Raw genomic sequence first — 24,337 nt, 5'->3', positions numbered from 1 at the left:
GGAGCGGGCTTGCCCGCGATGGTGCTTCAAAGCCAGGTCATAATTCGGATCAGTTCCGGACACCTTTGCCGCTCAAACGCAGCCGATCATGCTGCGCATCAAACACCTGCAACGGCCCCTTCGGCACAATCCCCGTCGGATTGATCGTGCGATGGCTGGCGTAGTAATGCCCCTTGATATGCTCAAAATCCACCGTCTCAGCCACACCTGGCCACTGATACATCTCCCTCAGCCAATTCGACAGATTCGAATAATCCGCAATCCGCCGCAAATTGCATTTGAAGTGGCTGTAATACACCGCATCAAAGCGAATCAGCGTGGTGAACAGGCGCACATCGGCTTCGGTCAGGTGCTCACCGGCCAGGTAGCGATGATCGCCTAGATGCTGTTCCAGGTGATCCAGTTCGGCAAACACATCATCAAACGCACTTTCATACGCCCGCTGCGAAGTGGCAAAGCCTGCGCGGTACACGCCGTTGTTCACGGCGGGATAAATGCGCTCGTTCAGCGCGTCAATGGTAGGGCGCAGCGCTTCGGGGTAAAAATCCAGGGTGTTGCCGGTCATCCCGTTGAACGCGCTGTTGAACATGCGGATGATTTCCGCCGATTCATTGTTCACGATGCGCTTCAGCTTTTTGTCCCACAGCACCGGCACGGTGACGCGCCCGCTGTAGTCGGCGGTGTCGGCCGTGTAGCGTTGGTGCATGAAGGCGAAATCGTCGAGCGCGTCGCCGGTCGAGCCGTGGGCCTTGTCGAACGTCCAGCCGTTTTCCAGCATCAACCAACTGACCACGGACACGTCGATCAAGCGTTCGAGGCCCTTGAGCTTGCGCAGGATCAGGGTGCGATGGGCCCACGGGCAGGCGAGGGACACGTAGAGGTGGTAGCGACCGGCCTCGGCCTTGAAGCCGCCTTCGCCGCTCGGGCCTGGCGAACCGTCGGCGGTCACCCAGTTGCGGCGTTGCGCCTGTTCCCGTTGGAATGCGCCGTCTGCGCTACTTTCGTACCACTGGTCTTTCCAGCGTCCTTCAATCAGCAAACCCATGACTGGCTCCTCTGCTATTAAGCGTTGGAGGCCAGTCTAAAGGGCTGAGTTCGATTTAAAAGCGCAAAGACTGCAGGTGAATGATCGATTAAATCGATTTATCTCGCACGTCCCAGTATTGCTGGGCCACCACGAACGCCTGTTCCCGTGAGTGACCCAAGCCGCGCAAGGCCAGGGCCATGGTGGCGATCAGGGCCAGTTGTGGGTAGCTGTCTTCGACATCCCCGCGCCACACGGCCTTCAGGTGTTCGGGTTCCAACGTGGCAGGTTTGACGTGGCGTTGGGCGGAGAGGGCGGGCCATTCCTCGTCCCAGCTTTCGCCACCGGTGGTGCCGTACAAATGGCTGGCCGAGTCGGGGTTGATCTCGATTTCGCCGCCATCGCCCTTCACGACAATCACATTGTCGCCGAGCAAGCCGCTGGCATCGCGGTGCACGCCCTGGTAGCCGGGGTGGAAGATGCTTTGCAGGCCAAGCCGCGCATTCAGCGGGTTGAGCAGGCGCGCCAGGGAATGGATCGGTGAGCGCAGGCCCAGGGTGTTGCGCAGGTCGATCATGCGCTGCAACTGCGGCGCCCAATCGCCCAGTGGGATAAATGCCAGGTTGCCTCGCTCATAGGCGGTCTCCACCTGCTGCCAGTTACGGCACAGCGGAATCTCCAACGTTTCCACTAATTGCTCGGTGTACAGCCGCCCCGCCGTATGCGGGCCGCCGCCGTGCATCAGGATGCGCACGCCATTTTGTGCCAGGCACTTGGCGGCAAGCAGGTACCACGGCAGGTGACGCTTCTTGCCGGCGTAGGTGGGCCAGTCGACATCCACGTTCAGCGCCGGGGCGTTGAGGCGTTCGCGCACGGCTTCGGTGAAGCCGGCGAGTTCTTCCGGGCTTTCTTCCTTGTGGCGCAACAGCATCAAGAAGGCGCCGAGCTGGGTGTCTTCGACTTTTTCGTCGAGCAGCATGCCCATGGCTTCGCGGGCTTCCTCGCGGGTGAGGTTGCGCGCGCCGCGCTTGCCTTTGCCCAGGATGCGCACGAACGGCGCAAACGGGTGCTCGGCAGGGGTTTCAAGGGGCAGCGGGGCAAAGTCGGTCATAAGCAATTCGTCGGCCTGGGCAGGCCCGCCAGCTTGGCGGCGAGTTTGGCGGGAGTGCCGTTGAACAGTTTGTTGAGGTGCAGGCTGTTGCCCTTTTCCGGGCCCAGCTTCAAGGCGGTGTACTTGATCAGCGGGCGGGTGGCGGGCGACAGCTGGAATTCGGCGTAGAACTGGCGCAGCAGCTGGAGGATTTCCCAATGGTCCGGGGTAAGCTCCAGCGTCTCAGTGGCGGCCAGGGCGATTGCCACCTCATCGGACCACTCGTTCAGGTCAACGAGGTAGCCGTCCTTGTCCAGTTCCAGGGTGCGTGCGCCGACGGTCAGGGTGTTCATAGCCAGGTGTTGACCTTGTCGTAGTCGATCGACAACTGCACGAAACCTGGGTAGTCCACGCTGTCGGCCCAGTCCGGCAGAGGCAAATGGCGCGCCTGCATGTCTTCGGCCAGCACAAAGACCTTCACGCCCTTGGTTTGCAGCGCCGGGTTGTGCAGCGCGTAGGCGCCATCGCCGCAGAGCAGGATGGCGTCCTTGGTGCCACAGATGCGCAGGCAGCTGTCGAGGCGGCTATCGGTAAACGGGGAGTGGGAAACCACATGGAGAGTCGACATCAGAGGGTCATCACCTGGTCGTAACGGTCAATCAACTGGGAGATCGCTTCGCTGTCCAGCGGCTGGGCGCTGGCGGGCGGCGCGAGGCCGCGCTCGGCCAGGCTGTGGCGGCAGGCAAATACGTCATCGATGCCAAAAAGGCCCAATGCCTGCAAGTTGGCGCTGAGGTCTTTTTGCTGCACGGCCTTGGCATCCTGGTGCGGCGCCAGTTGGAACACGCCGTCATCAAGGAACAGCAGGCCAATCGGTAGATCGAAGGCGCCACCGGCCAGGACGATATCCAAGGCTTCCCGGGCACTCGGCCCGGACCATGGCGGCTGGCGGCTGATCACCAACAAGGATTTGGACATGTCACGGCCCTCCAAAGCAGATCAGGCGGTCGGCGGCCTGGGCGGCGTCATGCAACTGACCCAGGCCCGACAGCGCCCACGGCGTATCCAGGTTTACCGCGCTGCGTTGATAGCGCGTGGCTTCTTCCTGGTTAAGCACGCCACGGCGCAAGGCGGCGGCGATGCACACCACGCCGTCGAGCTGGTGCTGGCTGACAAACTCACGCCATTGGCGGGCGATGTCTTGCTCATCCTGGGGCGCAACGATGTTATTGGACGCGCTGTACACGCCGTCCTGGTAGAAAAACAGCCGCACAATCTCATGCCCGCCGGCCAACGCCGCTTGGGCGAACAGCAGGGCACGGCGCGAAGAGGGCGCGTGGGCGGCGGAAAACAGTGCAATCGCGAACTTCATGGAACACTCTGCAAGCAAACGTGGGGCAATGATAAAGCCGCTGCCACGAAAAAGCCCGCCGTGATCAAAACGGTCACTGTTGGTGACCGTTCCGGCGATTGCCGGTAAGCGCAAGGCTGCCTAGTCTGTGTGCATTCAAAACAAAAATGGAGTGCCCATGTCAGGTCCCTTGGCGTCCCTCAAAGTGTTGGATTTTTCCACCTTGCTGCCGGGCCCGTTTGCATCGTTGATGCTGGCGGACATGGGCGCCGAGGTGCTGCGTATCGAATCGCCCACGCGCCCGGACCTGCTGCGGGTATTACTGCCCCATGATCAGGGTGTTTCGGCGAGCCATGCCTACCTCAATCGCAATAAGCGCAGCCTGGCGCTTGACCTCAAGCAGCCTGAAGCGCTGGAGATCGTGCGGGCGTTGGTCAAGGCGTACGACATCGTGCTCGAACAGTTCCGGCCAGGGGTGATGGAACGTCTGGGCTTGGGGTATGAGGCGTTGAAGGCGATCAACCCAAAGCTGATTTACGTGTCTATCACCGGTTACGGCCAGACCGGGCCCTATAAGGACCGCGCCGGGCACGATATCAATTACCTGGCACTGGCCGGCGTGGCCAGCTACACCGGTCGTGCCGACAGTGGGCCGCTGCCGTTGGGCGTGCAACTGGCGGACGTGGGAGGAGGGTCGCTGCATGCGGTGGTGGGGTTGTTAGCGGCTGTTATCGCCCGACAGCAGAGCGGGGTCGGCCAATACCTGGATGTGAGCATGACCGACTGCTCGTTCAGCCTGAATGCCATGGCCGGCGCGGGTTACCTGGCGTGTGGGGTGGAGCCGGAGTGGGAGAGCCATGTGCTTAACGGCGGGAGTTTCTACGACTATTACCGCTCGCGGGAGGGGCGCTGGATGGCGGTGGGCAGTTTGGAGCCAGGGTTCATGCAACAACTCTGTGAAACGCTGGGACGGCCGGAGTTGGCGGCACAAGGCTTGTCGCCCAAGCCGGAGCAGCAAAAGTCCCTCAAGCAGGCGCTGAAAGTCGAGTTTGAAAAGCGTAGCTTCGACGAGTTGTGTGAGTTGTTTGCCGGGGTCGACGCTTGTGTCGAACCGGTGCTGAGCCTGAGCGAGGCGGTGGAGCATCCGCAGTTAAAGGCGCGCGAATTGATCAGCCAGGTGCCTCGGGGTGACGGTTCGACCCAGGCGCAACTGGCGTGCCCGCTGAAGTTTTCCGAGGGGGTGCCAGCGCCTCGGCATATTGGGGTTGCAGTGGGCGCACACAGTGATGAAGTGTTGGCGGAGTTGGGGCTTAGTGCTCAGCGGATAAGCGAGCTGCGACAGGCCAAGGTGGTTGGGTAGCCTGAGCTGACGCTATCGCAGGCAAGCCAGCGCCCACATTTGATAGGCGGCGCGGTCAAAGTGTGGGAGCTAGCTTGCCTGCGATGAGGCCCTCACTCCACCCGAGTTTCCCCGGTAAACACCAACGTCTGCCGACACCGCCGACACAAATACCGCCGCCCCTGCGCCACCATGCCATGTCGCTGCGACGAAAACGGAAAGTCGCTATCGGCACACGGGCATCGGTAAATATAGCGAGTCACCTGGCGGCGCTTCACCTCATACGTATGGCAACGGTCAGGTGGCAGTTCGTAAACCCCGCGCATGATCAATTGCCATTCCTCGCCATGCGGCTGGATGCGCTCGCCGAACAATTGGTGGGCGATCAAGTGCGCCACTTCGTGGGCCACGGTCTGTTTCAGGAAATGCTGGCTGTTTTCACGGTACAACTGTGGGTTGAAGCGCAGCAGGTTCTCGTGCAAATGCGCGACACCGGCCTTCTGGCCCCGCAGCTTGAGGCTGACCTGGGGGCGTTTGAAGCTTCGTTTGAAAAAGGATTCGGCTTGTTGGAAACAATCTTCGACGCGGGTATTGAGTTGCTCGGGCATGCTGTACATATCTCCAGAGACCCCCAGTATGCCGCAAAGCTGAGTGTTTCCGAATCTGTCAGGCGCCGAATGGTCATGCATAACGCACAAAGCCACCTTGCGGTGGCCTTTCCTACGGTTTAATCGGATCAGTTGGTATAGATCGGCCCTACGCCGAGGCCCCAGACAATCACGGTAAACGCCATGATCGCCACCAGTACCACTAGGCCTACGGCCAGCACCGAGCTGGAAAACAGGAAACCCTCATCCGGGTCGATGTTCATGAAGGTCGGCAGCCCCACGTACAGCAGGTACACCGTGTAGCAAATCGCCGCCGTGCCCACGACCATGCCCAGCCACATATGTGGGTAGAGCGCCGCCAGCCCGCCGATAAACAGCGGCGTGGCGGTGTAGGTGGCAAACGCCACGCAGCGCGCCATGCTGGGGTTGGCGTCGTAGGTACGCGCCATCCAGTGGATGAACGCGCCCATCACCGCCACACCGCCAAGCATGGCGGCGTAGGACATGAGCGTCATCCACAGGGCGCTTTCCTGGGTCAGCATCACTGGCGAGCGGTTGCCGATGACCCAGCCAACCTGGGTGGTACCGATAAAGGCTGATACGGCGGGGATCGCCGCGAGAATCAGTGTGTGAGTGAGGTACATGTGGCTGATGCTTTCTTCTTTATCGCCACGAATTTCCCGCCATTCCTGGTCGGGATGGGTAAAAAGCCCCACGACGTGATGGATCATGCCGGTCACTCCTGTCGTTATTGCCATCGCCCCCCATCGGAGCGCCCACGGGCCAAATGGCCTCAAAGGTCCCGGATAGCTGTGCGACCTCTAGTCGCAGTATAGGAAGAGATGCCCGGAATAACTGTAGGGCCTTTAGAGCAAATTGCGCTGTAAACATTGGGCTTAATCGCGGTGAGGTCTGTCAGGCGCCACTCGGTCGACTGTGGGAGCTGGCTTGCCTGCGATGGCGACCTGTCAGAAACCGATACGTTAACTGGCCCACCGCTATCGCAGGCAAGCCAGCTCCCACATTGGAACTCGGTCGCTCATAACGGTAAAATACCCGGCTTTTCGTCACACACCTCCAGCGGATCCAAGCGCCATGGGCACTCTTACGGTCAACCAGAACAAACTGCAAAAACGCCTGCGTCGCCTGGCCGGTGAAGCGGTCGCCGATTTCAACATGATCGAGGACGGCGACAAGGTCATGGTCTGCCTCTCCGGCGGCAAAGACAGCTACACCTTGCTTGATGTGCTGCTGCACCTGCAAAAGGTCGCGCCGATCACGTTTGAGATCGTTGCCGTCAACATGGACCAGAAACAACCGGGCTTCCCCGAGCATGTGCTGCCGGCCTACCTCAAGGCGTTGGGCGTCGATTACCACATCGTCGAAAAAGACACCTATTCGGTGGTCAAGGAACTGATCCCGGAAGGCAAGACCACCTGCTCGCTGTGCTCGCGCCTGCGCCGTGGCACGCTGTACACCTTCGCCGATGAGATCGGCGCGACCAAGATGGCCCTGGGTCATCATCGCGATGACATCGTCGAAACCTTCTTCCTCAATATGTTCTTCAATGGCTCGCTCAAAGCCATGCCACCCAAGCTGCGCGCCGATGACGGGCGCAACGTGGTAATCCGCCCGCTGGCGTATTGCAACGAGAAGGACATCCAGGCCTACTCCGACCTCAAGCAATTCCCGATCATCCCGTGCAACCTGTGTGGCTCCCAGGAAAACCTGCAGCGCCAGGTGGTCAAGGAGATGCTGCTGGACTGGGAGCGCAAGACGCCCGGTCGCACCGAAAGTATCTTCCGCAGCCTGCAGAACGTGCAGCCGTCGCAGTTGGCCGACCGCAGCCTGTTCGACTTCACCAGCCTGAAAATTGATGAGAGCGCCGCTTCGCGCTTCGTTAATGTTGTGAACCTCTGAGCCTGTTCAATGCTCTGACACACGGCGCTCGCGGGCGCCGTTTTCAATTCGAATCCCAGGAGAGGGCATGCGCGATTACAAGTGGCTGCACGAATATTGTCTGAACCGCTTCGGTTCGGCGGCCGAGCTGGAAGCCCACCTGCCTGTACCCAAGACCCCGGCGCAGTTACGCAAGATCAGTGATGACCGCTACCTGTCGACATTGGCGCTGCGGGTATTTCGCGCGGGTTTGAAGCACAGCGTGGTAGACGCCAAGTGGCCGGCGTTCGAGCAAGTGTTCTTCGGCTTCGATCCGGAAAAAGTCGTGCTGATGGGCGCCGAACACCTGGAGCGGTTGATGCAGGACACGCGAATCATCCGCCACCTGGGCAAGCTCAAGAGCGTGCCGCGCAATGCGCAGATGATCCTCGACATTGAGCAGGAGAAAGGCAGCTTTGGTGCGTTTGTCGCCGATTGGCCGGTGACCGATATCGTTGGGCTGTGGAAGTACCTGAGCAAGCACGGCCACCAACTGGGCGGGCTGTCAGCGCCGCGCTTTTTGCGCATGGTGGGCAAGGACACGTTTGTGCCGAGTTATGACGTGGTCGCGGCGTTGAACGCGCAGAAAATCGTCGACAAGGCGCCGACCAGCCTGCGCGACCTGGCGGCGGTGCAGGGGGCGTTCAACCAGTGGCATGCCGAGAGCGGGCGGCCGATGTGTCAGTTGTCGATGATGTTGGCCTATACGGTGAATCATTGAGACCGAGGTGAGGCCATCGCAGGCAAGCCAGCTCCCACAGGGGAATGCATTCCAAATGTGGGAGCTGGCTTGCCTGCGATAGCGGACGTCAGGCCGGCAAAGGACCTGCCGCCAACCGCCGATTCAACTGATGCCGCCACCGCACGTACAACAACGCCGTACAAAACACCGCCAGGCTCGCCAGCATCTCCAACACCCCGAACCACTGCCGGTTCGGGTCGTACGCCGCCAGCGCGCCTTTGATGAAATACAGGTTCACCACAAAACACATCCACGAATGCCCGCGCGCGCTGCCTTGCAGCATGCCGGGCGCCAGCACCAGCAGCGGCACCAGTTCGATCAGCAGGATCACCCACGGCCGCGCGCCGTGCAGGTCGGCGACGAACAGGTAGTAAACGCAGAGCAACCCCACCAAGCCCAAAAACGCCAACAGGCTCAGCGTGCGCGCCACCTTGACCCGTGGCGCCAGCCACGCCTGGGAGGGCAGGACCTTAGGCTTCCTGGCCACGGCCGTTCTCCAGCAACCTAGCGGTTATAGCCAGGCGCAGGCCCAAGGCGCGGCACAGCGTGATTTCGTGTTGATCGAGCATGCGCTTGCCGTCAGGCCCGGCATGGTGGCTGGCGCCATACGGCGTGCCGCCGCCTTGGGTGTCGAGCAATGCCTGTTCGCTGTAGGGCAGGCCGGTGATCAACATGCCGTGGTGCAACAGCGGCAACAGCATCGACATCAGCGTGGTTTCCTGGCCGCCATGCAGGCTGGCGGTGGAGGTAAACACCCCGGCCGGCTTGCCGACGAGGGCGCCGGTGAGCCACAGGTTGCTGGTGCCGTCGATAAAGTACTTGAGCGGCGCGGCCATGTTGCCGAAGCGGGTCGGGCTGCCCAGGGCCAGGCCCGAGCAGTTTTTCAGGTCATCGAGGCTGGCATACAGTGCGCCTTCGTCCGGAATGCTCGGCGCGACGGCTTCGCACTCGGTGGAGATCGCCGGCACGGTGCGCAGTCGGGCCTCCATTGCGCCTTGTTCGATGCCCCGGGCAATGTGCCGGGCCATTTCGCTGACCGAGCCGTTACGGCTGTAGTACAAGACCAGCACATACGGGGCACTCACGGCAGGATCTCCAGCACGTTCTCTGGCGGACGGCCAATGATGGCTTTATTGGTGGTCTCGAGGATCGGGCGTTCCATCAGCTTCGGATGCTCGGCGATGGCGGCGATCAATTGCGCTTCGCTGAGGCTGGCGTCGGCCAGGTTGAGGGTCTTGTATTCGTCTTCGCCGGTGCGCAGCAGTTGGCGCGCGCTGATGCCCAGCTTGCCGAGCAATGCTTTCAGCTGCGCGGCGTTCAGCGGGGTTTCGAGGTAGCGCACCACGGTCGGGGTGAGGCCGCGGGCTTCGAGCAATTCCAGCGCACCGCGGGATTTCGAGCAGCGCGGGTTGTGATAAAGCGTCAGATCGGTCATGTGCGGGTCGCATCTTGCGTAAGGTGGCGGGTATTCTACCCGCGCTGCGGCCCGTCCTTAAACCGTAAGAGGCGATAGGTCGCAGTCAACGTTCATTTTTGCGAAGGATTACCCCATGACTAGGCGACTGATCGGTGCATTGGCGATCATCACAACCCTGCTGCTCAGCGGCTGCGGTAATGACTACGGCGTTGACCAGTATGGCCAGAAAGTGGCGGCCGAACGCTTGGACAAACAGTGGCTGGTGGTCAATTACTGGGCCGAATGGTGTGGCCCGTGCCGCACGGAAATTCCTGAGCTCAATGCCTTGGCCGAACAGCTGAAGGCGCAGAACGTAGGGGTGTTCGGGGTCAATTTCGACAACGTGCAGGGTGAAGAGCTGAAAGCCGCCAGTGACAAACTGGGCATCAAGTTCACCGTGCTGGCGCAGAACCCGGAGGGGATTTTTGATATCCCGCGCAGCGAAGCGTTGCCGGTGACCTACATCATTGATGACAAGGGCAAGGTGCGCGAGCAGCTGATGGGTGAGCAGACGGCGGAAGGGGTGTTGGCTAAGCTCAAGGCTTTACGCGGCTGATTTGGTAGGCGCTGGCTTGCCTGCGATGCAGGCGACTCAATGTGTCTGTGGTACCGAGTCGATGTGATCGCAGGCAAGCCAGCTCCCACAGAAAAGCCAATCCGCAGTGAAATCAGCCTTCTTCCAGCCACAGGCGAATCGGCTTGCCCTCGGCCGGCCAGAAGCGCGTTTGGTCAATCGGTGAGATATCCCAGCGCTGCACCCCCTGCAGGGCCTGGAAGAAGCGGTGTTCCTGCTCCATCAAGGCTTCGGCGCACAGCTTGCGGGTGCTGCCGATCTTGCCGAAGCTGATCTTGTCGCCTTCGACGGTGTACGGCGCAAACCAGTGGTTGCAACCGCCATTGCCGTAGGCGCGGCCATCGGTGCCGAGGGTGACGGTCAGGTGCGCGTAATCCATCAACGGCCGCTCACCAATCCATTCCACCACGTAGCTATGATCCCGCTTGAGCTTGACCGCGTCCCCGGCGCAACCCGTCAGGGCCGCCCCGAGGGCGGCGAGCAAGAGCAGGCCTCTCATTGCGCGGCCTTTTGGCATTTCGGGCAGCGGTGCTTGTCGCCTTCGCTGGCCCAGCCCAACTCGGCAATGCGCGCGTTGGCGGCCGGTTGCAGGGGTTCTTTGGTCAGCTTGGTTTCCACCGCAAACTCGAACTCCAGCACCGCATCGCAGCTGTCGCAGTTGACCTTCCAGGTGTGAATCTCCAACTCGCCGAATTTCGGCCCCTGGGCCATGGCGACCCATTGGCCGGCCGGGCGGATGGAGTAGCGTGCGTCACCTTCGACGGTAAGGCGCATCGACAGGGTTTTACTGCCACGCAGGGTGACGATCAGCACGTCGCCATGCTTGATCGAACCACCGTTGCCAGTCACCTGGTAACGGCCCGGCACCAGGGCGCGGCATTCGATCAGGGTGTGTTGCGGGCTCAGCAAACTGAAGCGGAAATCGTGTTCGGCCATGGATCCTCCAAATAGGCGCGGCATCCTATCACGGGTGCTGGCCTATCATGAGCCTGGTATGTGACCGCTGATCATCCTTCGACAAGGTTCTGCGCCCGGCCATCGGCCCATGCGGCAATGTTGGCCAAGGTGGTGCCGGCGATGGCCGCCAGGGCTTCGCGGGTAAGAAATGCCTGGTGCGCGGTGATGATCACATTGGGAAAGGTCAGCAGACGCGCGAGTACGTCATCTTGCAGGGGCAGGTCGGAGCGGTCCTCGAAAAACAGCTGCGCTTCCTCCTCATACACATCCAGCCCGAGGTAGCCGAGTTGGCCCTCCTTGAGTGCCTCGATCAGTGCCGGGGTGTCGACCAACCCCCCGCGACCGGTGTTGATCAGCATCGCACCCGGCTGCATCTGTGCCAGCGAGCAGGCGTTGATCAAGTGTTTACTGTCGGCGGTCAGCGGGCAGTGCAGGCTGATGATCTGCGCTTGGGCCAGCAACTCAGGCAGGCTCACGTAGCGCGCCCCCAAGGCCAGGACCTGCGGGTTTGGGAAGGGGTCGTAGGCGAGCAGTTGGCAACCGAAACCGGCCATTATCTTGGCGAACGTCGCGCCGATCTGCCCGGTGCCGACCACGCCGACGGTCTTGCCCACCAGGTCGAAACCGGTGAGGCCATGCAGGCTGAAGTCGCCGTCGCGGGTGCGATTGTAGGCGCGATGCAGGCGGCGGTTGAGGGCGAGGATCAGTGCGACCGCGTGTTCGGCCACCGCGTGGGGCGAGTAGGCCGGCACGCGCACGATGGTCAGGCCCAGGCGCTTGGCGGCGGCCAGGTCCACATGGTTGTAGCCCGCCGAGCGCAGGGCGATCAACCGCGTACCGCCCTTGGCCAAGTGCTCCAGCACCGCGGCGCTGAGGTCGTCATTGATGAAGGCGCACACCACTTCGTGATGCTCGGTCAGGGCCACGGTGTCGAGGTTGAGCCGTGCAGGCTGGAATTGCAGCTCCAGGCCGGGTGGCAGCGGTTCGCCGAGAAAACTGTCGCGGTCGTAGGTCTGGCTACTGAAAAGAATGACGCGCATTGGAATGCTCTCTGCACTAACTGACTGACTGAATAAATACATAAACCCTGTGGGAGCTGGCTTGCCTGCGATTACGGCCTGTCAGGCGACGGGGGTTTGGAAAGACCCAAAAGTAAGCGGCCAGCGTGGTTGACGGGGCGCCTGAGATTAAGATCAAAAGCAGATCCAAAGCGGAGCATTAGGCATTGACCCTTGCTTCACTCGCCAGCCGGGCAATCGCCATGTCCAGTTCGTCCAGCGCGTGCAGGGCCTTGGCGTCGTCCTGTTTGAGCAGGGTCTCGGCGCGGTGGCAGGCGGCACGCAGTTGCGGTACGCCGCAGTAACGGGTTGCGCCGTGCAGGCGGTGCACACGTTCGATCAGGGCGTTGTTGTCATTGGCTTCGCGGGCGATGGTGATGGCCAGGCGGTCGGCTTCCAGGGAGGCCAGCAACATGGCGAGCATGTCCGCCGCCAGGTCAGCCTTGCCGGCGGCCAGGCGCAGGCCCTCTTCATGGTCGAGCACCGGCAATTTCACGCCAGGGCCGAGGCCGTCCGTTGGGCGTTCCGGGCCTTGGTTACGCAGGGCCAGGCCGGTCCATTTCAACACCACTTGGGCCAGTTGCCGTTCGCTGATGGGTTTGGTCAGGTAGTCGTCCATGCCGCTTTGCAGCAAGGCGCGCTTTTCGTTGGCCATGGCGTGGGCGGTGAGGGCGACCACCGGCAATGGCGTGCCGCTGCGCTCGCTTTCCCACTGGCGGATCGCCTCGGTGCTTTGGCGGCCGTCCATGCCAGGCATTTGCACGTCCATCAGCACCAGGTCGAAAGTGTCCTGTTTCACGGCGTCGACGGCCGCATACCCGCTTTCCACTGCACGCACCCGCGCGCCCATGTCTTCCAGCAGGGTTTGGACCAGCAGCAGGTTCGCCGGGTTGTCATCCACGCACAATACGCGCGGCGCCCGGCTGGACAGCGGCTCGCCCGGTTCGCTGCGCGATGGTCGCGGGCTGATCAGGTCGGACAGCGCGCGGCGCAGCTTGCGCGTACACGCCGGCTTGGCCTGCAATTGGCTATTGGGGTTGGGTACGGACTGGTTGAACAGCATCTGTTCAGTGGTGGGGCACAGCACCAGCACCTTGCAGCCCAGGTGCTCAAGGTCCCATAGATGCTGGTTGAGGCGCTCGGGCGGGATGTCATTGGCGGTTACGCCAAGTACCGCCAGGTCAATCGCCTGATCGGTCTGATGGGCACTGGTGATGCCGTTGGTCAGGCTTTCCAGACTGTTGAACGGGGTAACTTCCAGGCCGCAGTCTTCCAACTGATGTTGCAGCGCCTGGCGCGCCAGTTCATGGTTTTCCAGCACCGCCACGCGACGGCCGAGCAGCGGCGCGCAAGGCAAATCCTCGACATCGTCACGGGTCTTGGGCAGGTTCAGGCTGATCCAGAACTCCGAACCTTCGCCCGGCGTACTGTCGACGCCGATTTCACCGCCCATCTGCTCGATCAGGCGCTTGGAAATCACCAGGCCCAACCCGGTGCCGCCGGGCTGGCGCGACAGTGAGTTATCGGCCTGGCTGAACGCCTGGAACAACGCGCGCACGTCCTGGCTGGACAGGCCGATGCCGGTGTCCTGCACGCTGATGCGCAGTTGCACGCTGTCTTCCTGCTCGTCCTCGATCATCGCCCTGGCCACGATGGTGCCTTCACGGGTGAACTTGATCGCGTTGCTGATCAGGTTGGTCAGGATCTGCTTCAGGCGCAGCGGGTCGCCGACCAGCGCCAGCGGCGTGTCGCGGTAGACGAGGCTGACCAGCTCCAGCTGTTTGGCATGGGCGGCGGGAGCGAGGATGGTCAGGGTGTCCTGCAGCAAATCGCGCAGGTTGAACGGGATGCTGTCGAGCACCAGCTTGCCGGCTTCGATTTTCGAAAAATCGAGGATCTCGTTGATGATGCCCAGCAGGTTGTCGGCGGACTTTTCGATGGTGCCCAGGTAATCGAGCTGGCGTGGGGTCAGTTCGCTTTTTTGCAGCAGGTGAGTAAAGCCGAGGATACCGTTGAGCGGCGTGCGGATCTCATGGCTCATGTTGGCCAGGAACTCCGACTTGATGCGGCTGGCCTCCAGGGCTTCCTTACGCGCCAGGTCCAGCTCGATGTTCTGGATCTCGATGGTTTCCAGGTTCTGGCGCACGTCTTCGGTGGCCTGGTCGATGCTGTGTTGCAGTTCTTCCTGGGCGTTCTGCAGGGTCTCGGCCATGCGGTTGATGCCCGACGCGAGCTGGTCCAGCTCCTGGCTGCCCAACGCAGGCAAGCGGGTTTGCAGGTTGCCGTCCTTGAGTTGGGCCACCGCCTGCTTGATCTGGCCGATTGGCGAGTTGATCGTGCGGCTGATGCGCAAAGCCAATGCCGCGGTGCAGATCAAGCCGATGGCGATCAGCAGCAGGCTGGCGAACAGGCTGCGGTAGCCGCGCAGCAACATGCCGTTGTGGGAGAGTTCCACCTCGACCCAGCCCAGCAGGCGGTCGGCTTCATCCGGGATCAGGTCGCCCGCAAGGTTGCGATGACGACCAAACACCGGCAGCAGGTAGCGGGTGGCGTCATTGCCGGTGCGCTGCAACAAATGGGAACTGTTGCCGATGGGCGCCTGGTTGAGCATGGTCGGGCCCGCATGGGCCAGGGAGATGCGGTCCGGACTGAGGAACGCCACGGTGCGCACGTCCGGCTGCTCCAGGGATTGAGTGGCGATGCGCTCCAGCAGGTCGGTGTTGCGGGCGCTCAGGGCCGGCGCCACCAGCGGAGCCAATTGCTCCGCGATCATTTCGCCGCGTTGCAGCAATTGGGTCTGCAGTTCCGAGAGCTGCATCCAGGTGAAGTAGCCCCCCAGCAACGAGGCCATCAGGCTGGTCGGTAATAAGGTCAGCAACAGTACGCGGCCTTTTATCCCCATTCTTGTCAGCACGCTACTCTCCTGCTACCACATTGATATCTATGATCGGCACGGGCATCCGGCCCGCGCCACCTGCGCAGTGTAGCCATTTGCGCGGCGTGGAATCTTGCAAATTAATGACATACGGCAATCTTGAAGTCATTTGGCGCCCGGTGGCGATTGCCTGCGGCAAGGCAATCTTGAATAATCGGCCATTGAGAATGACTTGCAGATACTAATGAATCCCGCATCAATCGGCCTGCCCAGTATCCTGACCATCGAAGATGACCCCCGTGCTGGGCGCCTAGGTCCATGAGTACCTGGGGCGCTGTGGGTTCCAGGTGACCTGGTGCCAGAACGGCCAGCAGGGCCTGCAGATGGCGCGGGACAGTGAGCAAGACCTGGCGCAACTGCGCGAGCGGTTGGGGCGTGAGATCGACGCCATGCAGCGCCTAGTCGAAGACAGCCTGCAACTGGCCTGGCTGGACACCGAGCGCGGGCCGCTGCCCCAGGAGGATATCCAGCTTCAGGCGTTATGGGACATGTTGCGCGAAAACGCGTGTTTTGAAAGCGATTGGCCGGCGTCGCGCCTGCCTTGCCTGCTAGGTACGGAGTGCTGGGTACGGGGCAACCTGAATGCGTTGGCCCAGGCCCTGGAAAACATCCTGCGCAACGCTATTCGCCATTCGCCTGTGGGCGGCGTGGTCAGCCTGGATGGCCGGCGTGAAGGGGATTATTGGCATGTGTGGCTGGAGGATCAGGGCGGCGGGATCGATGACGGGGACCTGGAACGGATCTTCGCGCCCTTTACCCGCCTGGACGGTTCACGCCCCGGCGATGGTGGCTTCGGCCTGGGCTTGAGCATTGCCCGCAACGCCGTGCAACGCCAGGACGGCAGCCTGTGGGCGTAAAACACCGGGCAAGGGCTGCGCGTGCATTTGCGCTTGCGGGCCTGCTAAGCGCGGCGTTGTTTGCGCTTTTTCCACTGATGGGCAACCCACCAGCGCCAATAGCCCATGGTCAGGCAGTAGGCGAGGGCGCCCAGCACCAGTCCCAATACCACTGAACCGAGCAGGAACGGCTGCCACAACGTACTCAGTTGCCCGCTGATCCATTCCCAGGTCAGGTCATCGGGCAGGCTGCGGGGTGGCACGTTCATCAGCCAGGCGCCGGTCATGTAGGTGCAGATAAACACCACCGGCATGGTGATCGGGTTGGTCAGCCACACCAGGCTGACCGCGATGGGCATGTTGCCGCGCACGGTAATCGCCAGGACGGCCGCCAGCAGCATCTGCAAGGGAATCGGGATAAAGGCCGCGAACAAACCTACGGCCATCGCGCGCGCGACCGAGTGCCGGTTGAGGTGCCAGAGGTTCGGGTCATGCAGCAATGTGCCGAGAAACTGTAATGACTTGTGTTCCCTGATACTGCTGGGGTCAGGCATGTACCGTTTGAATAAGCGCCGTGGCATAAGGGGTCCAGGTCAGTTCGAGGGGCAAGTATGCCCGCATTCTATAAACAGAAAATTCAGACTTTGTGACAAAACATCATAGGCAATGTCGGACGCCCGGCTAAGACTGAGTGGATCACTTGAAAGGGATGATTCATGAGGACAGGGATGTTCGCGTTGGCGCTGGGGTTACTGGCCCTGCGTTTTTTACCGGCATTGCCGCCTGCGGGATGGCTGATCGCCTTGCTGGTGCTGGCGTTGATGCTGTTGCCGTTTCGCACTTACCCACTGGCGTTTTTCCTGCTGGGGCTGAGCTGGGCATGCATCAGTGCGCAGTGGGCGCTGGATGATCGCCTCAAGCCGACCCTGGACGGCCAGACACGTTGGGTGGAGGGGCGAGTCATTGGGCTGCCGCAGCAGACGGGCGAAGGGGTGCGTTTCGAATTGGCCGACAGCCGGTCGCGAAATGCCCGGTTGCCCAAACGCATCCGAGTGTCCTGGCGTGGCGGGCCGCCTGTGCACAGCGGTGAGCGCTGGCGCCTGGCAATCACCCTGAAGCGGCCGGCCGGTCTGCTGAATTTTCACGGATTTGACCAGGAAGCCTGGCTGCTCGCCCAACGTATTGGTGCCACCGGCACGGTGAAGGACGGCGAACGTCTGGCTGCGGCGCGCAGCGCCTGGCGGGATGGCGTGCGCCAGCGCTTGATGGCGGTGGATGCCTTTGGTCGGGAAGCAGGCTTGATCGCCCTGGTGCTGGGAGACGGCTCTGGATTGGCCGCCGCTGATTGGCAGGTGCTACAGGACACCGGCACTGTGCATCTGCTGGTTATATCCGGCCAGCACATCGGCATGCTGGCGGGCTTGATCTACGGGTTGATCGCCGGGTTGGCACGTTATGGGCTTTGGCCCCGAACCTGGCCGTGGCTGCCGTGGGCGTGTGGCCTGGCGTTCACGGCCGCGCTGAGTTACGGCTTGCTGGCCGGGTTTGGCGTGCCGGTGCAGCGCGCCTGTGTGATGGTGGGGCTGGTGTTGTTATGGCGGCTGCGCTTCCGGCACCTGGGGCTGTGGTGGCCGTTGCTGTTGGCACTCGATGGGGTGTTGGTCCTGGAGCCGTTGGCCAGTTTACAGTCGGGGTTCTGGTTGTCGTTTGCGGCGGTGGCAGTGCTGATCCTGGCGTTTGGTGGGCGGCTGGGGGCGTGGAGCGTGTGGCAGGCGTGGACCCGCCCCCAGTGGTTGATTGCCGTTGGATTGTTACCTGTCTTGCTGGTGCTGGGGTTGCCCATCAGCCTGAGTGCGCCGCTGGCCAATCTGGTTGCCGTGCCCTGGATCAGCCTGGTGGTGTTACCGCTGGCGTTGCTGGGGACAGCGTTGCTGCCGCTGCCGTTTATAGGGGAGGGAGTGCTATGGCTCGCGGGCGGTGCGTTGGATGGGTTGTTCAAGGGCTTGGCATGGCTTGCCGGACAACTGCCTGCCTGGATTCCGGCCGAGGTACCGCAGCGGTATTGGCTGCTGAGCCTGATCGGTGCGCTGCTATTGCTATTACCCAAGGGCGTGCCATTTCGTGTGCTGGGCTTGCCGATGCTGTTGCTGGCGGTGTTTCCCCCGCGTGAACTGGTGCCCCATGGGCAAGTGGAGGTGGTGCAGTTGGACGTCGGCCAGGGGCAGTCGCTGATCTTGCGTACTCGCCATCACACCTTGCTCTACGACGCCGGCCCGCGCTCCGGAACCTTTGACCTGGGTGCGCGGGTGGTATTGCCGTCGTTGCAAAAACTCGGGGTAAAGGCGTTAGACATGATGTTGATCAGCCATGCCGATGCGGATCATGCCGGCGGCGCGGGGGCGATTGCCAAGGGGATGCCAATCAAACGCGTGGTGGGCGGGGAAACCGAGGGCCTGCCGGCGTTTCTCGGTACGCAGTCGTGCAACAGTGGCGAGCGATGGACCTGGGACGGTGTGACGTTCGAGCTGTGGCAGTGGCCGGACGCTATCAGTGGCAACCCGAAGTCCTGCGTGTTGCAGGTGCAGGCCAATGGTGAGCGCTTACTGTTGACCGGCGATATCGACCGCGCGGCGGAACAGGCAATGCTCGCCTCACCTCTGGCAGTGCCCACCGATTGGTTGCAGGCGCCACACCATGGCAGTCGCAGTTCTTCGTCCTGGGCGTTTGTGGAACACCTTGCCCCTCGTTCGGTGCTCATTTCACGAGGGCGCAGCAATGCGTTCGGCCATCCGCATCCGCAGGTGATGGCACGCTACCAGCGGTTGGGCAGCCAGGTCTATGACAGCGCCGAGCAGGGCGCCGTGCGCCTGCAACTGGGGGCATTTGCACCACCGGTTGTTGCGCGCAGTCAACGCAGGTTCTGGCGTGAACGGTTACCTTAGGCGCTTGTGGCCGCAGCCGATGGGGTCTGTGGTCGACGAACCTATATGGTAAAGTGGCGCACTTTTTCGAGGGGACATTCACTGTGTGGGAATTGGTCAAATCCGGCGGCTGGATGATGTTGCCGATCATCATGAGTTCTATCGCCGCACTCGGCATCGTCGCCGAACGCCTGTGGACCCTGCGCGCCAGTCGCGTCACCCCCGAGCACCTATTGGGGCAGGTCTGGGCCTGGATCAAGAACAAGCAACTGGACAAGGAAAAACTCAAGGAACTGCGCGCCAACTCCCCGTTGGGTGAAATCCTTGCCGCCGGCCTGGCCAACTCCAAGCATGGTCGCGAGATCATGAAAGAGTGCATCGAGGAGGCTGCCGCCCGTGTCATTCATGAACTGGAGCGCTACATCAATGCCCTCGGCACCATCGCTGCCATGGCGCCGTTGCTCGGTTTGCTGGGGACGGTGCTGGGCATGATCGATATTTTCAGCTCGTTCATGGGCTCCGGCATGACCACCAACGCGGCCGTATTGGCCGGTGGTATCTCCAAGGCGCTGATCACCACGGCAGCGGGCCTGATGGTCGGTATTCCTTCGGTATTCTTCCACCGTTTCCTGCAACGGCGCATCGATGAGCTGGTGGTCGGCATGGAGCAGGAAGCCATCAAACTGGTGGAAGTCGTGCAGGGTGACCGTGACGTTGATCTGGTTGGGGGCAAAGCGTGAAATTTCGCCGCAAGCAACGGGAAAATGTCGATATCAACCTCGCGTCGCTGATCGACGTGGTGTTTATCCTGCTGCTGTTTTTTGTCGTTACCACCACCTTTACCCGGCAAACCGAGCTGCGCGTTGACCTGCCGGAAGCCGTGAGCGGTTCGCCGGCCGAAGACCAGGAGGTCAAGCAACTGGACATCGCCATCAGCGCCGACGGGGTGTTTTCAGTGAATAACCAGTTGCTCGAAAAGAACGATCTCAACAGCCTGATGGAGGCCTTGCAGAAAGAGTCCGGCGGCGATACCAAGCTGCCGCTGTCGATCAGTGCCGATGGCAAGACCCAGCACCAAGCCGTGATCACTGCCATGGATGCCGCCGGCAAGCTCGGTTTCAGCCACCTGCGCATGACCACCGTCGAGGCAGCGAGCCAACCCTGATGGTCATGTCCGATCGTTTGCTCAAGGCCTGGTACGAGGGCCATCCGGCGCTCACGTTGCTGCGGCCGCTGGAGTCCTTGTACCGCCGAGTGGTGCAGCGCAAGCGCGCACGTTTCCTTGCGGGTGAGGGCGAGATCTATCAGTCGCCCGTGCCCGTGGTGGTGGTCGGTAATATCACCGTGGGTGGCACCGGCAAGACCCCGTTGATCCTGTGGTTGATAGAGCACTGCCGACGCAGCGGCTTGCGCGTGGGGGTGGTCAGCCGGGGTTATGGGGCCAAGCCGCCGCGGTTGCCGTGGCGGGTCGAAGCTAACCACAGTGCCGAAGTGGCGGGCGACGAACCCTTATTGATCGTGCAGCGCTGCGGCGTACCGTTAGTGATCGACCCCGATCGCAGCCGTGCGGTCAAGGCGCTGCTGGCCAGTGAAACCCTGGACCTGATCCTCTCCGACGATGGCCTGCAGCATTACCGCCTGGCCCGCGACCTTGAATTGGTGCTGATCGACGCCGCCCGTGGCCTGGGCAATCGCCGTTGCCTGCCGGCGGGGCCGTTGCGCGAACCCGTGGAGCGGCTGCAGAGTGTCGATGCGCTGTTGTATAACGGCGCCGCAAGCGACCGAGACGATGGTTTTGCCTTTCGCTTACAGCCTTCCGCACTGGTCAATCTGAAGACCGGCGAGCGCCAGCCGGTCGATCACTTTGCGGCGGGCCAGCAGGTGCATGCGGTCGCCGGTATCGGCAACCCGCAGCGTTTCTTCAACACCCTCGAAACGCTACACTGGCAGCCGATACCCCATGCGTTTGCCGACCACGCGCCGTACAGCGCCGAAGTCCTGAATTTTTCACCGTCATTGCCGCTGGTCATGACCGAAAAGGACGCGGTGAAGTGCCGCGCCTTTGCCCAGCCCGACTGGTGGTACCTTGCGGTGGATGCGCTGCCGTCGCCGGCGTTTGTCGCCTGGTTCGACACGCAGCTGATGCGCCTGTTGCCTGCCCGTCTCTTGCCTTAAATCGCTTCTTTCCAGGAAACACTCATGGACACCAAACTGCTCGATATCCTCGCTTGCCCGATCTGCAAAGGCCCGCTCAAGCTCAGCGCCGACAAAACCGAGCTGATCAGCAAAGGCGCCGGCCTGGCTTACCCGATCCGTGATGGCATCCCGGTAATGCTGGAAAGCGAAGCCCGCACCCTGACCACCGATGAGCGCTTGGATAAATGACCACAGCCTTTACCGTTGTCATTCCCTCCCGCTACGCGTCGACCCGCTTGCCGGGCAAGCCGCTGCAACTGATCGGCGACAAGCCGATGATCCAGTTGGTGTGGGAACAGGCCTGTAAAAGCAGCGCCGAGCGCGTGGTGGTGGCCACCGATGATCCACGCATCATCGAAGCCTGCAAAGGCTTCGGCGCTGAGGCAGTGCTGACTCGCGAAGACCATAACTCCGGCACCGACCGCCTGGCCGAAGTGGCCACGAAACTCGGCCTGGCACCTGATGCCATCGTGGTCAACGTGCAAGGTGACGAGCCGTTGATTCCGCCGAGCGTGATCGACCAAGTGGCCGCCAACCTGGCCGCCCATGGCGAGGCGCGCATGGCGACCCTGGCCGAACCGATTGAAGACATCGACACCTTGTTCAACCCGAACGTGGTGAAAGTGGTCAGCGACATCAATGGCCTGGCGCTGACGTTCAGCCGTTCGACCTTGCCGTGGGCGCGCGATGCTTTCGCTAAGCACCCCGACGTATTGCCGGAAGGCGTGCCGTATCGCCGTCATATCGGCATCTATGCCTACCGTGCCGGTTTCCTGCATGACTTCGTCAGTTGGGGCCCATGCTGGCTGGAAAACACCGAATCGCTGGAGCAACTGCGTGCCTTGTGGCACGGCGTGCGCATTCATGTGGGCGATGCGCTGGAAGCGCCGCCAGCGGGTGTCGACACTCCGGAAGACCTTGAGCGCGTCCGTCGCCTGCTGGGGGCCTGATGGAGGTCTTGTTTGTCTGCCTGGGCAATATCTGTCGCTCGCCCACCGCAGAAGGCGTGCTGCGCCATAAATTGCGCGAAGCGGGTTTGGCAGGGCAGGTCGAGGTCGCGTCCGCCGGTACGGGTGAATGGCATATTGGCAACCCACCGGATAAGCGCAGCCAACGTGCGGCGCTGGTGCGCGGCTATGACTTGTCGGCCCAGCGGGCCCAGCAGGTCTCCCGCGCCGACTTTGCGCGCTATGACCTGATCCTGGCCATGGACCACAGCAACCTGCGCAACCTCAAGGCCATGCAGCCGGGCCAGGGCACAGCGGAGCTGGACCTGTTCCTGCGCCGCTACGACGGCGAAGTGGACGAAGTGCCAGACCCGTATTACGAAGGTGAACAAGGCTTCGAGCGGGTTCTGGACCTGATCGAACGCGCCTGTGATTTATTGGTGATCGAATTGAAGGGGCGGTTATGACCTTGCAGGTGCTCTCACAGGTATCGCTCAAGCCCTTCAATAGCTTTGGCATCGACGTACGCGCCCAGTTGTTCGCCGAGGCTCACAGCGACGATGACGTCCGCGAGGCCCTGGCTTATTCAGCCGCACATGCGGTGCCACTGCTGGTGATCGGTGGTGGCAGCAACTTGCTGCTGACCCAGGACATTCCTGCGCTGGTCTTGCGCATGGCGACCCAAGGCATCCGCGTGGTCCACGATGACGGCACGCAGGTGGTGGTCGAGGCGCAAGCGGGCGAAGCCTGGCACCCCTTCGTGCTATGGACCCTGGAACAGGGTTTCTGCGGCCTGGAAAATCTCAGCCTCATCCCCGGTACTGTTGGCGCAGCACCGATGCAGAACATCGGCGCCTACGGCGTGGAGATCAAGGACGTATTCGCCGGGCTGACCGCCCTGGATCGCCACACCGGCGAACTGCGCGAATTCAGCCTGGAAGAATGCAACTTTGCCTACCGTGACAGCCTGTTCAAGCACGAAACCGGCCGCTGGCTGATCCTGCGGGTGCGCTTCGCCCTGAGCCGCACCAGCCACCTGAAACTTGACTACGGCCCGGTGCAGCAGCGCCTGGCGGGGCAGGGGATCACTGAAGCGACGCCGAGTGACGTCAGCCGTGCGATCTGCAGCATCCGCCGCGAAAAACTGCCGGACCCGGCAGAGCTTGGCAATGCGGGAAGCTTCTTCAAGAACCCATTGGTGTCCCAGGTGTTGGCAGCTGAGCTGCAGGCGCTGTACCCGGACCTGGTGGCTTATCCGCAGCCCGATGGGCAGATGAAGCTCGCGGCCGGTTGGCTGATCGACAAGGCTGGCTGGAAAGGCTTTCGTGAGGGGGATGCAGGTGTGCACAAACTGCAGGCGCTGGTGTTGGTCAACTATGGCGGTGCCTCGGGGCACGATATTGCCAACCTGGCTCAGCGGATCCAGCAGGATATTGCGCAGCGTTTCAAGGTTGATCTGGAGATGGAACCCAACAAATACTGAAACCGGCTCTTAACAGCCTAAAAACAAAAATGCCCCGTATCTTTCGATACGGGGCATTTTTATTGCGTTAACTAATCAATCGTCGCGGCTCATGATGCCGAAGATCTGCAACAGGCTGATAAACAGGTTGTAGATCGACACATACAGGCTCACGGTCGCCATGATGTAGTTACGCTCACCGCCGTGGATGATGGCGCTGGTCTGGAACAGGATGCACACCGAGGAGAACAGCACAAAACCCGCGCTGATCGCCAGTTGCAGGCCACTGATCTGGAAGAACATACCTGCAACCACAGCCGCCAGCAGCACAAAGAAGCCTGCGGTGATGAAGCCACCCAGGAAGCTCATGTCCTTACGGGTGATCAGCACGTAGGCCGACAGACCACCAAACACCAGGGCCGTCATGGCAAACGCCGAGCTGACCACTTCCGCACCGCCGGCCATGCCGAGGTAACGGTTGAGGATCGGGCCGAGGATAAAGCCCATGAAACCGGTCAAGGCAAACGCCGACACCAAGCCCCAGGCCGAGTCGCGCAGCTTGTTGGTCAGGAAGAACAGCCCGTAGAAGCCGATCAGCACGACAAAGATGTTCGGGTAGCCGACGCGCATCTGCTGAGCCACAAACGCCATTACGCCGCTGAATGCGAGGGTAAGGGCGAGCAAGCCATAGGTGTTGCGCAACACGCGGCTGACTTCAAGCTGCTCAGCCTGCGCGTTGCCATTCACTGCGTAATTCTGTTCGCGCATGGCGACACTCCTTCGGTTTTGAAACGTTCAGTCGCAAAGATCATAACAGACGCTCTGTAACAAGCGATGCCGAGAGTTTGACAGTGTGTTTCATTCGGGTATTATGGCGCCCGCTGAGACAGGATGGGCTACTAT

Annotated in this window: 29 protein-coding genes and 1 pseudogene; 13 read left to right on the top strand and 17 right to left on the bottom strand. The window is 61.6% G+C overall.

Annotation, left to right across the window (positions count from 1 at the left end; translation table 11 throughout):
* Nucleotides 1-49 precede the first annotated feature (49 nt).
* The 6 genes from HU722_RS17835 to tusD form a co-directional block, all read right to left on the bottom strand.
* Nucleotides 50-1,045, bottom strand: coding sequence for a glutathione S-transferase family protein (locus HU722_RS17835; protein WP_065890773.1), 996 nt, complete (start codon nt 1,043-1,045; stop codon nt 50-52).
* A gap of 88 nt (nt 1,046-1,133) precedes the next feature.
* The gene (locus HU722_RS17830) at nt 1,134-2,135 is read right to left on the bottom strand and encodes a glycosyl transferase family protein (protein ID WP_065890774.1); all 1,002 of its coding nucleotides are present in this window, start codon (nt 2,133-2,135) and stop codon (nt 1,134-1,136) included.
* Complete coding sequence (locus tag HU722_RS17825; protein WP_065872081.1) at nt 2,132-2,467, bottom strand: TusE/DsrC/DsvC family sulfur relay protein; 336 nt, start codon at nt 2,465-2,467, stop codon at nt 2,132-2,134. Before HU722_RS17825 ends, HU722_RS17830 begins: the two co-directional genes overlap by 4 nt.
* Nucleotides 2,464-2,742 carry a sulfurtransferase complex subunit TusB gene (gene tusB / locus HU722_RS17820; protein ID WP_065872082.1) on the bottom strand — a complete coding sequence of 93 codons (279 nt, stop codon included), beginning with the start codon at nt 2,740-2,742 and terminating at the stop codon, nt 2,464-2,466. Before tusB ends, HU722_RS17825 begins: the two co-directional genes overlap by 4 nt.
* Entirely contained in the window at nt 2,742-3,092 is a 351-nt protein-coding gene (gene tusC / locus HU722_RS17815; protein ID WP_065890775.1) for a sulfurtransferase complex subunit TusC, read from the bottom strand. The genes tusB and tusC overlap by 1 nt, the downstream gene beginning before the upstream one ends.
* Nucleotide 3,093: 1 nt before the next feature.
* The gene (gene tusD / locus HU722_RS17810; RefSeq protein ID WP_065890776.1) at nt 3,094-3,486 is read right to left on the bottom strand and encodes a sulfurtransferase complex subunit TusD; all 393 of its coding nucleotides are present in this window, start codon (nt 3,484-3,486) and stop codon (nt 3,094-3,096) included.
* 157 nt (nt 3,487-3,643) lie between these two features.
* Between tusD and HU722_RS17805 the strand changes: the two genes are divergently transcribed.
* The gene (locus tag HU722_RS17805; RefSeq protein WP_065890777.1) at nt 3,644-4,825 is read left to right on the top strand and encodes a CaiB/BaiF CoA transferase family protein; all 1,182 of its coding nucleotides are present in this window, start codon (nt 3,644-3,646) and stop codon (nt 4,823-4,825) included.
* A gap of 92 nt (nt 4,826-4,917) precedes the next feature.
* Here the strand turns inward: HU722_RS17805 and HU722_RS17800 are convergent, their stop codons facing one another.
* Nucleotides 4,918-5,412 (bottom strand): SprT family zinc-dependent metalloprotease, encoded by a 495-nt coding sequence (locus tag HU722_RS17800; RefSeq protein WP_065872224.1) that lies wholly within the window; start codon nt 5,410-5,412, stop codon nt 4,918-4,920.
* Nucleotides 5,413-5,540: 128 nt separating this feature from the next.
* Complete coding sequence (locus tag HU722_RS17795) at nt 5,541-6,143, bottom strand: Yip1 family protein (RefSeq protein ID WP_065872086.1); 603 nt, start codon at nt 6,141-6,143, stop codon at nt 5,541-5,543.
* A gap of 364 nt (nt 6,144-6,507) precedes the next feature.
* Here HU722_RS17795 and ttcA point away from each other — a divergent pair, with 364 nt between their 5' ends.
* Together ttcA and HU722_RS17785 are read left to right on the top strand one after the other, a co-directional pair.
* Complete coding sequence (gene ttcA / locus HU722_RS17790) at nt 6,508-7,332, top strand: tRNA 2-thiocytidine(32) synthetase TtcA (protein WP_065890778.1); 825 nt, start codon at nt 6,508-6,510, stop codon at nt 7,330-7,332.
* 67 nt (nt 7,333-7,399) lie between these two features.
* Nucleotides 7,400-8,071, top strand: a complete 672-nt coding sequence (locus HU722_RS17785; protein ID WP_065872088.1) for a DNA-3-methyladenine glycosylase I — start codon at nt 7,400-7,402, stop codon at nt 8,069-8,071.
* An 88-nt stretch (nt 8,072-8,159) separates the two neighbouring features.
* On the opposite strand, the gene HU722_RS17780 is transcribed toward HU722_RS17785, so the two are convergent.
* From HU722_RS17780 to arsC, 3 genes are read right to left on the bottom strand one after another with little or no spacing between them, the layout of a single operon-like run.
* Nucleotides 8,160-8,579 carry a DUF2069 domain-containing protein gene (locus tag HU722_RS17780; RefSeq protein WP_065881909.1) on the bottom strand — a complete coding sequence of 140 codons (420 nt, stop codon included), beginning with the start codon at nt 8,577-8,579 and terminating at the stop codon, nt 8,160-8,162.
* A complete protein-coding gene (wrbA, locus tag HU722_RS17775) occupies nt 8,563-9,177 on the bottom strand; it encodes an NAD(P)H:quinone oxidoreductase (RefSeq protein WP_065890779.1) in 615 nt (204 codons plus the stop codon). Before wrbA ends, HU722_RS17780 begins: the two co-directional genes overlap by 17 nt.
* Nucleotides 9,174-9,527: an arsenate reductase (glutaredoxin) gene (gene arsC / locus HU722_RS17770; RefSeq protein WP_065881911.1), complete on the bottom strand. Its 354-nt coding sequence runs from the start codon at nt 9,525-9,527 to the stop codon at nt 9,174-9,176. The genes wrbA and arsC overlap by 4 nt, the downstream gene beginning before the upstream one ends.
* Nucleotides 9,528-9,642: 115 nt before the next feature.
* On the opposite strand from arsC, the gene HU722_RS17765 reads away from it, so the two are divergent.
* Nucleotides 9,643-10,104 carry a TlpA disulfide reductase family protein gene (locus HU722_RS17765; protein ID WP_049712698.1) on the top strand — a complete coding sequence of 154 codons (462 nt, stop codon included), beginning with the start codon at nt 9,643-9,645 and terminating at the stop codon, nt 10,102-10,104.
* Between the two features lie 112 nt (nt 10,105-10,216).
* On the opposite strand, the gene HU722_RS17760 is transcribed toward HU722_RS17765, so the two are convergent.
* From HU722_RS17760 to HU722_RS17745, 4 genes are all read right to left on the bottom strand, one after another.
* On the bottom strand, nt 10,217-10,621 hold the full coding sequence (locus HU722_RS17760) for an META domain-containing protein (protein ID WP_065890780.1): 405 nt from the start codon (nt 10,619-10,621) through the stop codon (nt 10,217-10,219).
* A complete protein-coding gene (locus tag HU722_RS17755; protein ID WP_065872093.1) occupies nt 10,618-11,058 on the bottom strand; it encodes a hypothetical protein in 441 nt (146 codons plus the stop codon). Before HU722_RS17755 ends, HU722_RS17760 begins: the two co-directional genes overlap by 4 nt.
* Nucleotides 11,059-11,129: 71 nt before the next feature.
* The gene (locus tag HU722_RS17750) at nt 11,130-12,119 is read right to left on the bottom strand and encodes a 2-hydroxyacid dehydrogenase (protein WP_065890781.1); all 990 of its coding nucleotides are present in this window, start codon (nt 12,117-12,119) and stop codon (nt 11,130-11,132) included.
* Nucleotides 12,120-12,297: 178 nt separating this feature from the next.
* Nucleotides 12,298-15,051, bottom strand: a complete 2,754-nt coding sequence (locus HU722_RS17745; RefSeq protein WP_065881915.1) for a response regulator — start codon at nt 15,049-15,051, stop codon at nt 12,298-12,300.
* Between the two features lie 338 nt (nt 15,052-15,389).
* Here HU722_RS17745 and HU722_RS17735 point away from each other — a divergent pair.
* Nucleotides 15,390-15,929: pseudogene (locus HU722_RS17735) on the top strand (ATP-binding protein); the annotation flags it as partial.
* Between the two features lie 44 nt (nt 15,930-15,973).
* Here HU722_RS17735 and HU722_RS17730 read toward each other — a convergent pair.
* A complete protein-coding gene (locus tag HU722_RS17730; RefSeq protein ID WP_012724913.1) occupies nt 15,974-16,489 on the bottom strand; it encodes a DUF2062 domain-containing protein in 516 nt (171 codons plus the stop codon).
* 147 nt (nt 16,490-16,636) lie between these two features.
* On the opposite strand from HU722_RS17730, the gene HU722_RS17725 reads away from it, so the two are divergent.
* From HU722_RS17725 to murB, 8 genes are all read left to right on the top strand, one after another.
* Nucleotides 16,637-18,850, top strand: a complete 2,214-nt coding sequence (locus tag HU722_RS17725) for a DNA internalization-related competence protein ComEC/Rec2 (RefSeq protein ID WP_065890782.1) — start codon at nt 16,637-16,639, stop codon at nt 18,848-18,850.
* 83 nt (nt 18,851-18,933) lie between these two features.
* Nucleotides 18,934-19,569, top strand: a complete 636-nt coding sequence (locus HU722_RS17720) for a MotA/TolQ/ExbB proton channel family protein (RefSeq protein WP_033896796.1) — start codon at nt 18,934-18,936, stop codon at nt 19,567-19,569.
* Nucleotides 19,566-19,994 (top strand): ExbD/TolR family protein, encoded by a 429-nt coding sequence (locus HU722_RS17715; RefSeq protein ID WP_065872098.1) that lies wholly within the window; start codon nt 19,566-19,568, stop codon nt 19,992-19,994. The genes HU722_RS17720 and HU722_RS17715 overlap by 4 nt, the downstream gene beginning before the upstream one ends.
* Nucleotides 19,994-21,004, top strand: coding sequence for a tetraacyldisaccharide 4'-kinase (lpxK, locus tag HU722_RS17710; RefSeq protein WP_065890783.1), 1,011 nt, complete (start codon nt 19,994-19,996; stop codon nt 21,002-21,004). Before HU722_RS17715 ends, lpxK begins: the two co-directional genes overlap by 1 nt.
* A gap of 24 nt (nt 21,005-21,028) precedes the next feature.
* Nucleotides 21,029-21,214 carry a Trm112 family protein gene (locus tag HU722_RS17705; RefSeq protein ID WP_003174668.1) on the top strand — a complete coding sequence of 62 codons (186 nt, stop codon included), beginning with the start codon at nt 21,029-21,031 and terminating at the stop codon, nt 21,212-21,214.
* The gene (kdsB, locus tag HU722_RS17700; RefSeq protein WP_065881922.1) at nt 21,211-21,975 is read left to right on the top strand and encodes a 3-deoxy-manno-octulosonate cytidylyltransferase; all 765 of its coding nucleotides are present in this window, start codon (nt 21,211-21,213) and stop codon (nt 21,973-21,975) included. Before HU722_RS17705 ends, kdsB begins: the two co-directional genes overlap by 4 nt.
* Nucleotides 21,975-22,439: a low molecular weight protein-tyrosine-phosphatase gene (locus HU722_RS17695; protein WP_065872101.1), complete on the top strand. Its 465-nt coding sequence runs from the start codon at nt 21,975-21,977 to the stop codon at nt 22,437-22,439. The genes kdsB and HU722_RS17695 overlap by 1 nt, the downstream gene beginning before the upstream one ends.
* Nucleotides 22,436-23,455, top strand: a complete 1,020-nt coding sequence (gene murB, locus HU722_RS17690) for a UDP-N-acetylmuramate dehydrogenase (protein WP_065890784.1) — start codon at nt 22,436-22,438, stop codon at nt 23,453-23,455. Before HU722_RS17695 ends, murB begins: the two co-directional genes overlap by 4 nt.
* A 75-nt stretch (nt 23,456-23,530) precedes the next feature.
* Here murB and HU722_RS17685 read toward each other — a convergent pair whose 3' ends face one another.
* A complete protein-coding gene (locus tag HU722_RS17685) occupies nt 23,531-24,202 on the bottom strand; it encodes a Bax inhibitor-1/YccA family protein (protein WP_003174664.1) in 672 nt (223 codons plus the stop codon).
* Between the last annotated feature and the right edge of the window lie 135 nt (nt 24,203-24,337).

The organism is Pseudomonas tritici, from assembly GCF_014268275.3.
GTDB lineage: Bacteria > Pseudomonadota > Gammaproteobacteria > Pseudomonadales > Pseudomonadaceae > Aquipseudomonas > Aquipseudomonas tritici.
Note: the sequence above shows the minus strand (reverse complement) of the source record. Positions and strands in the feature narration are given on the sequence as shown.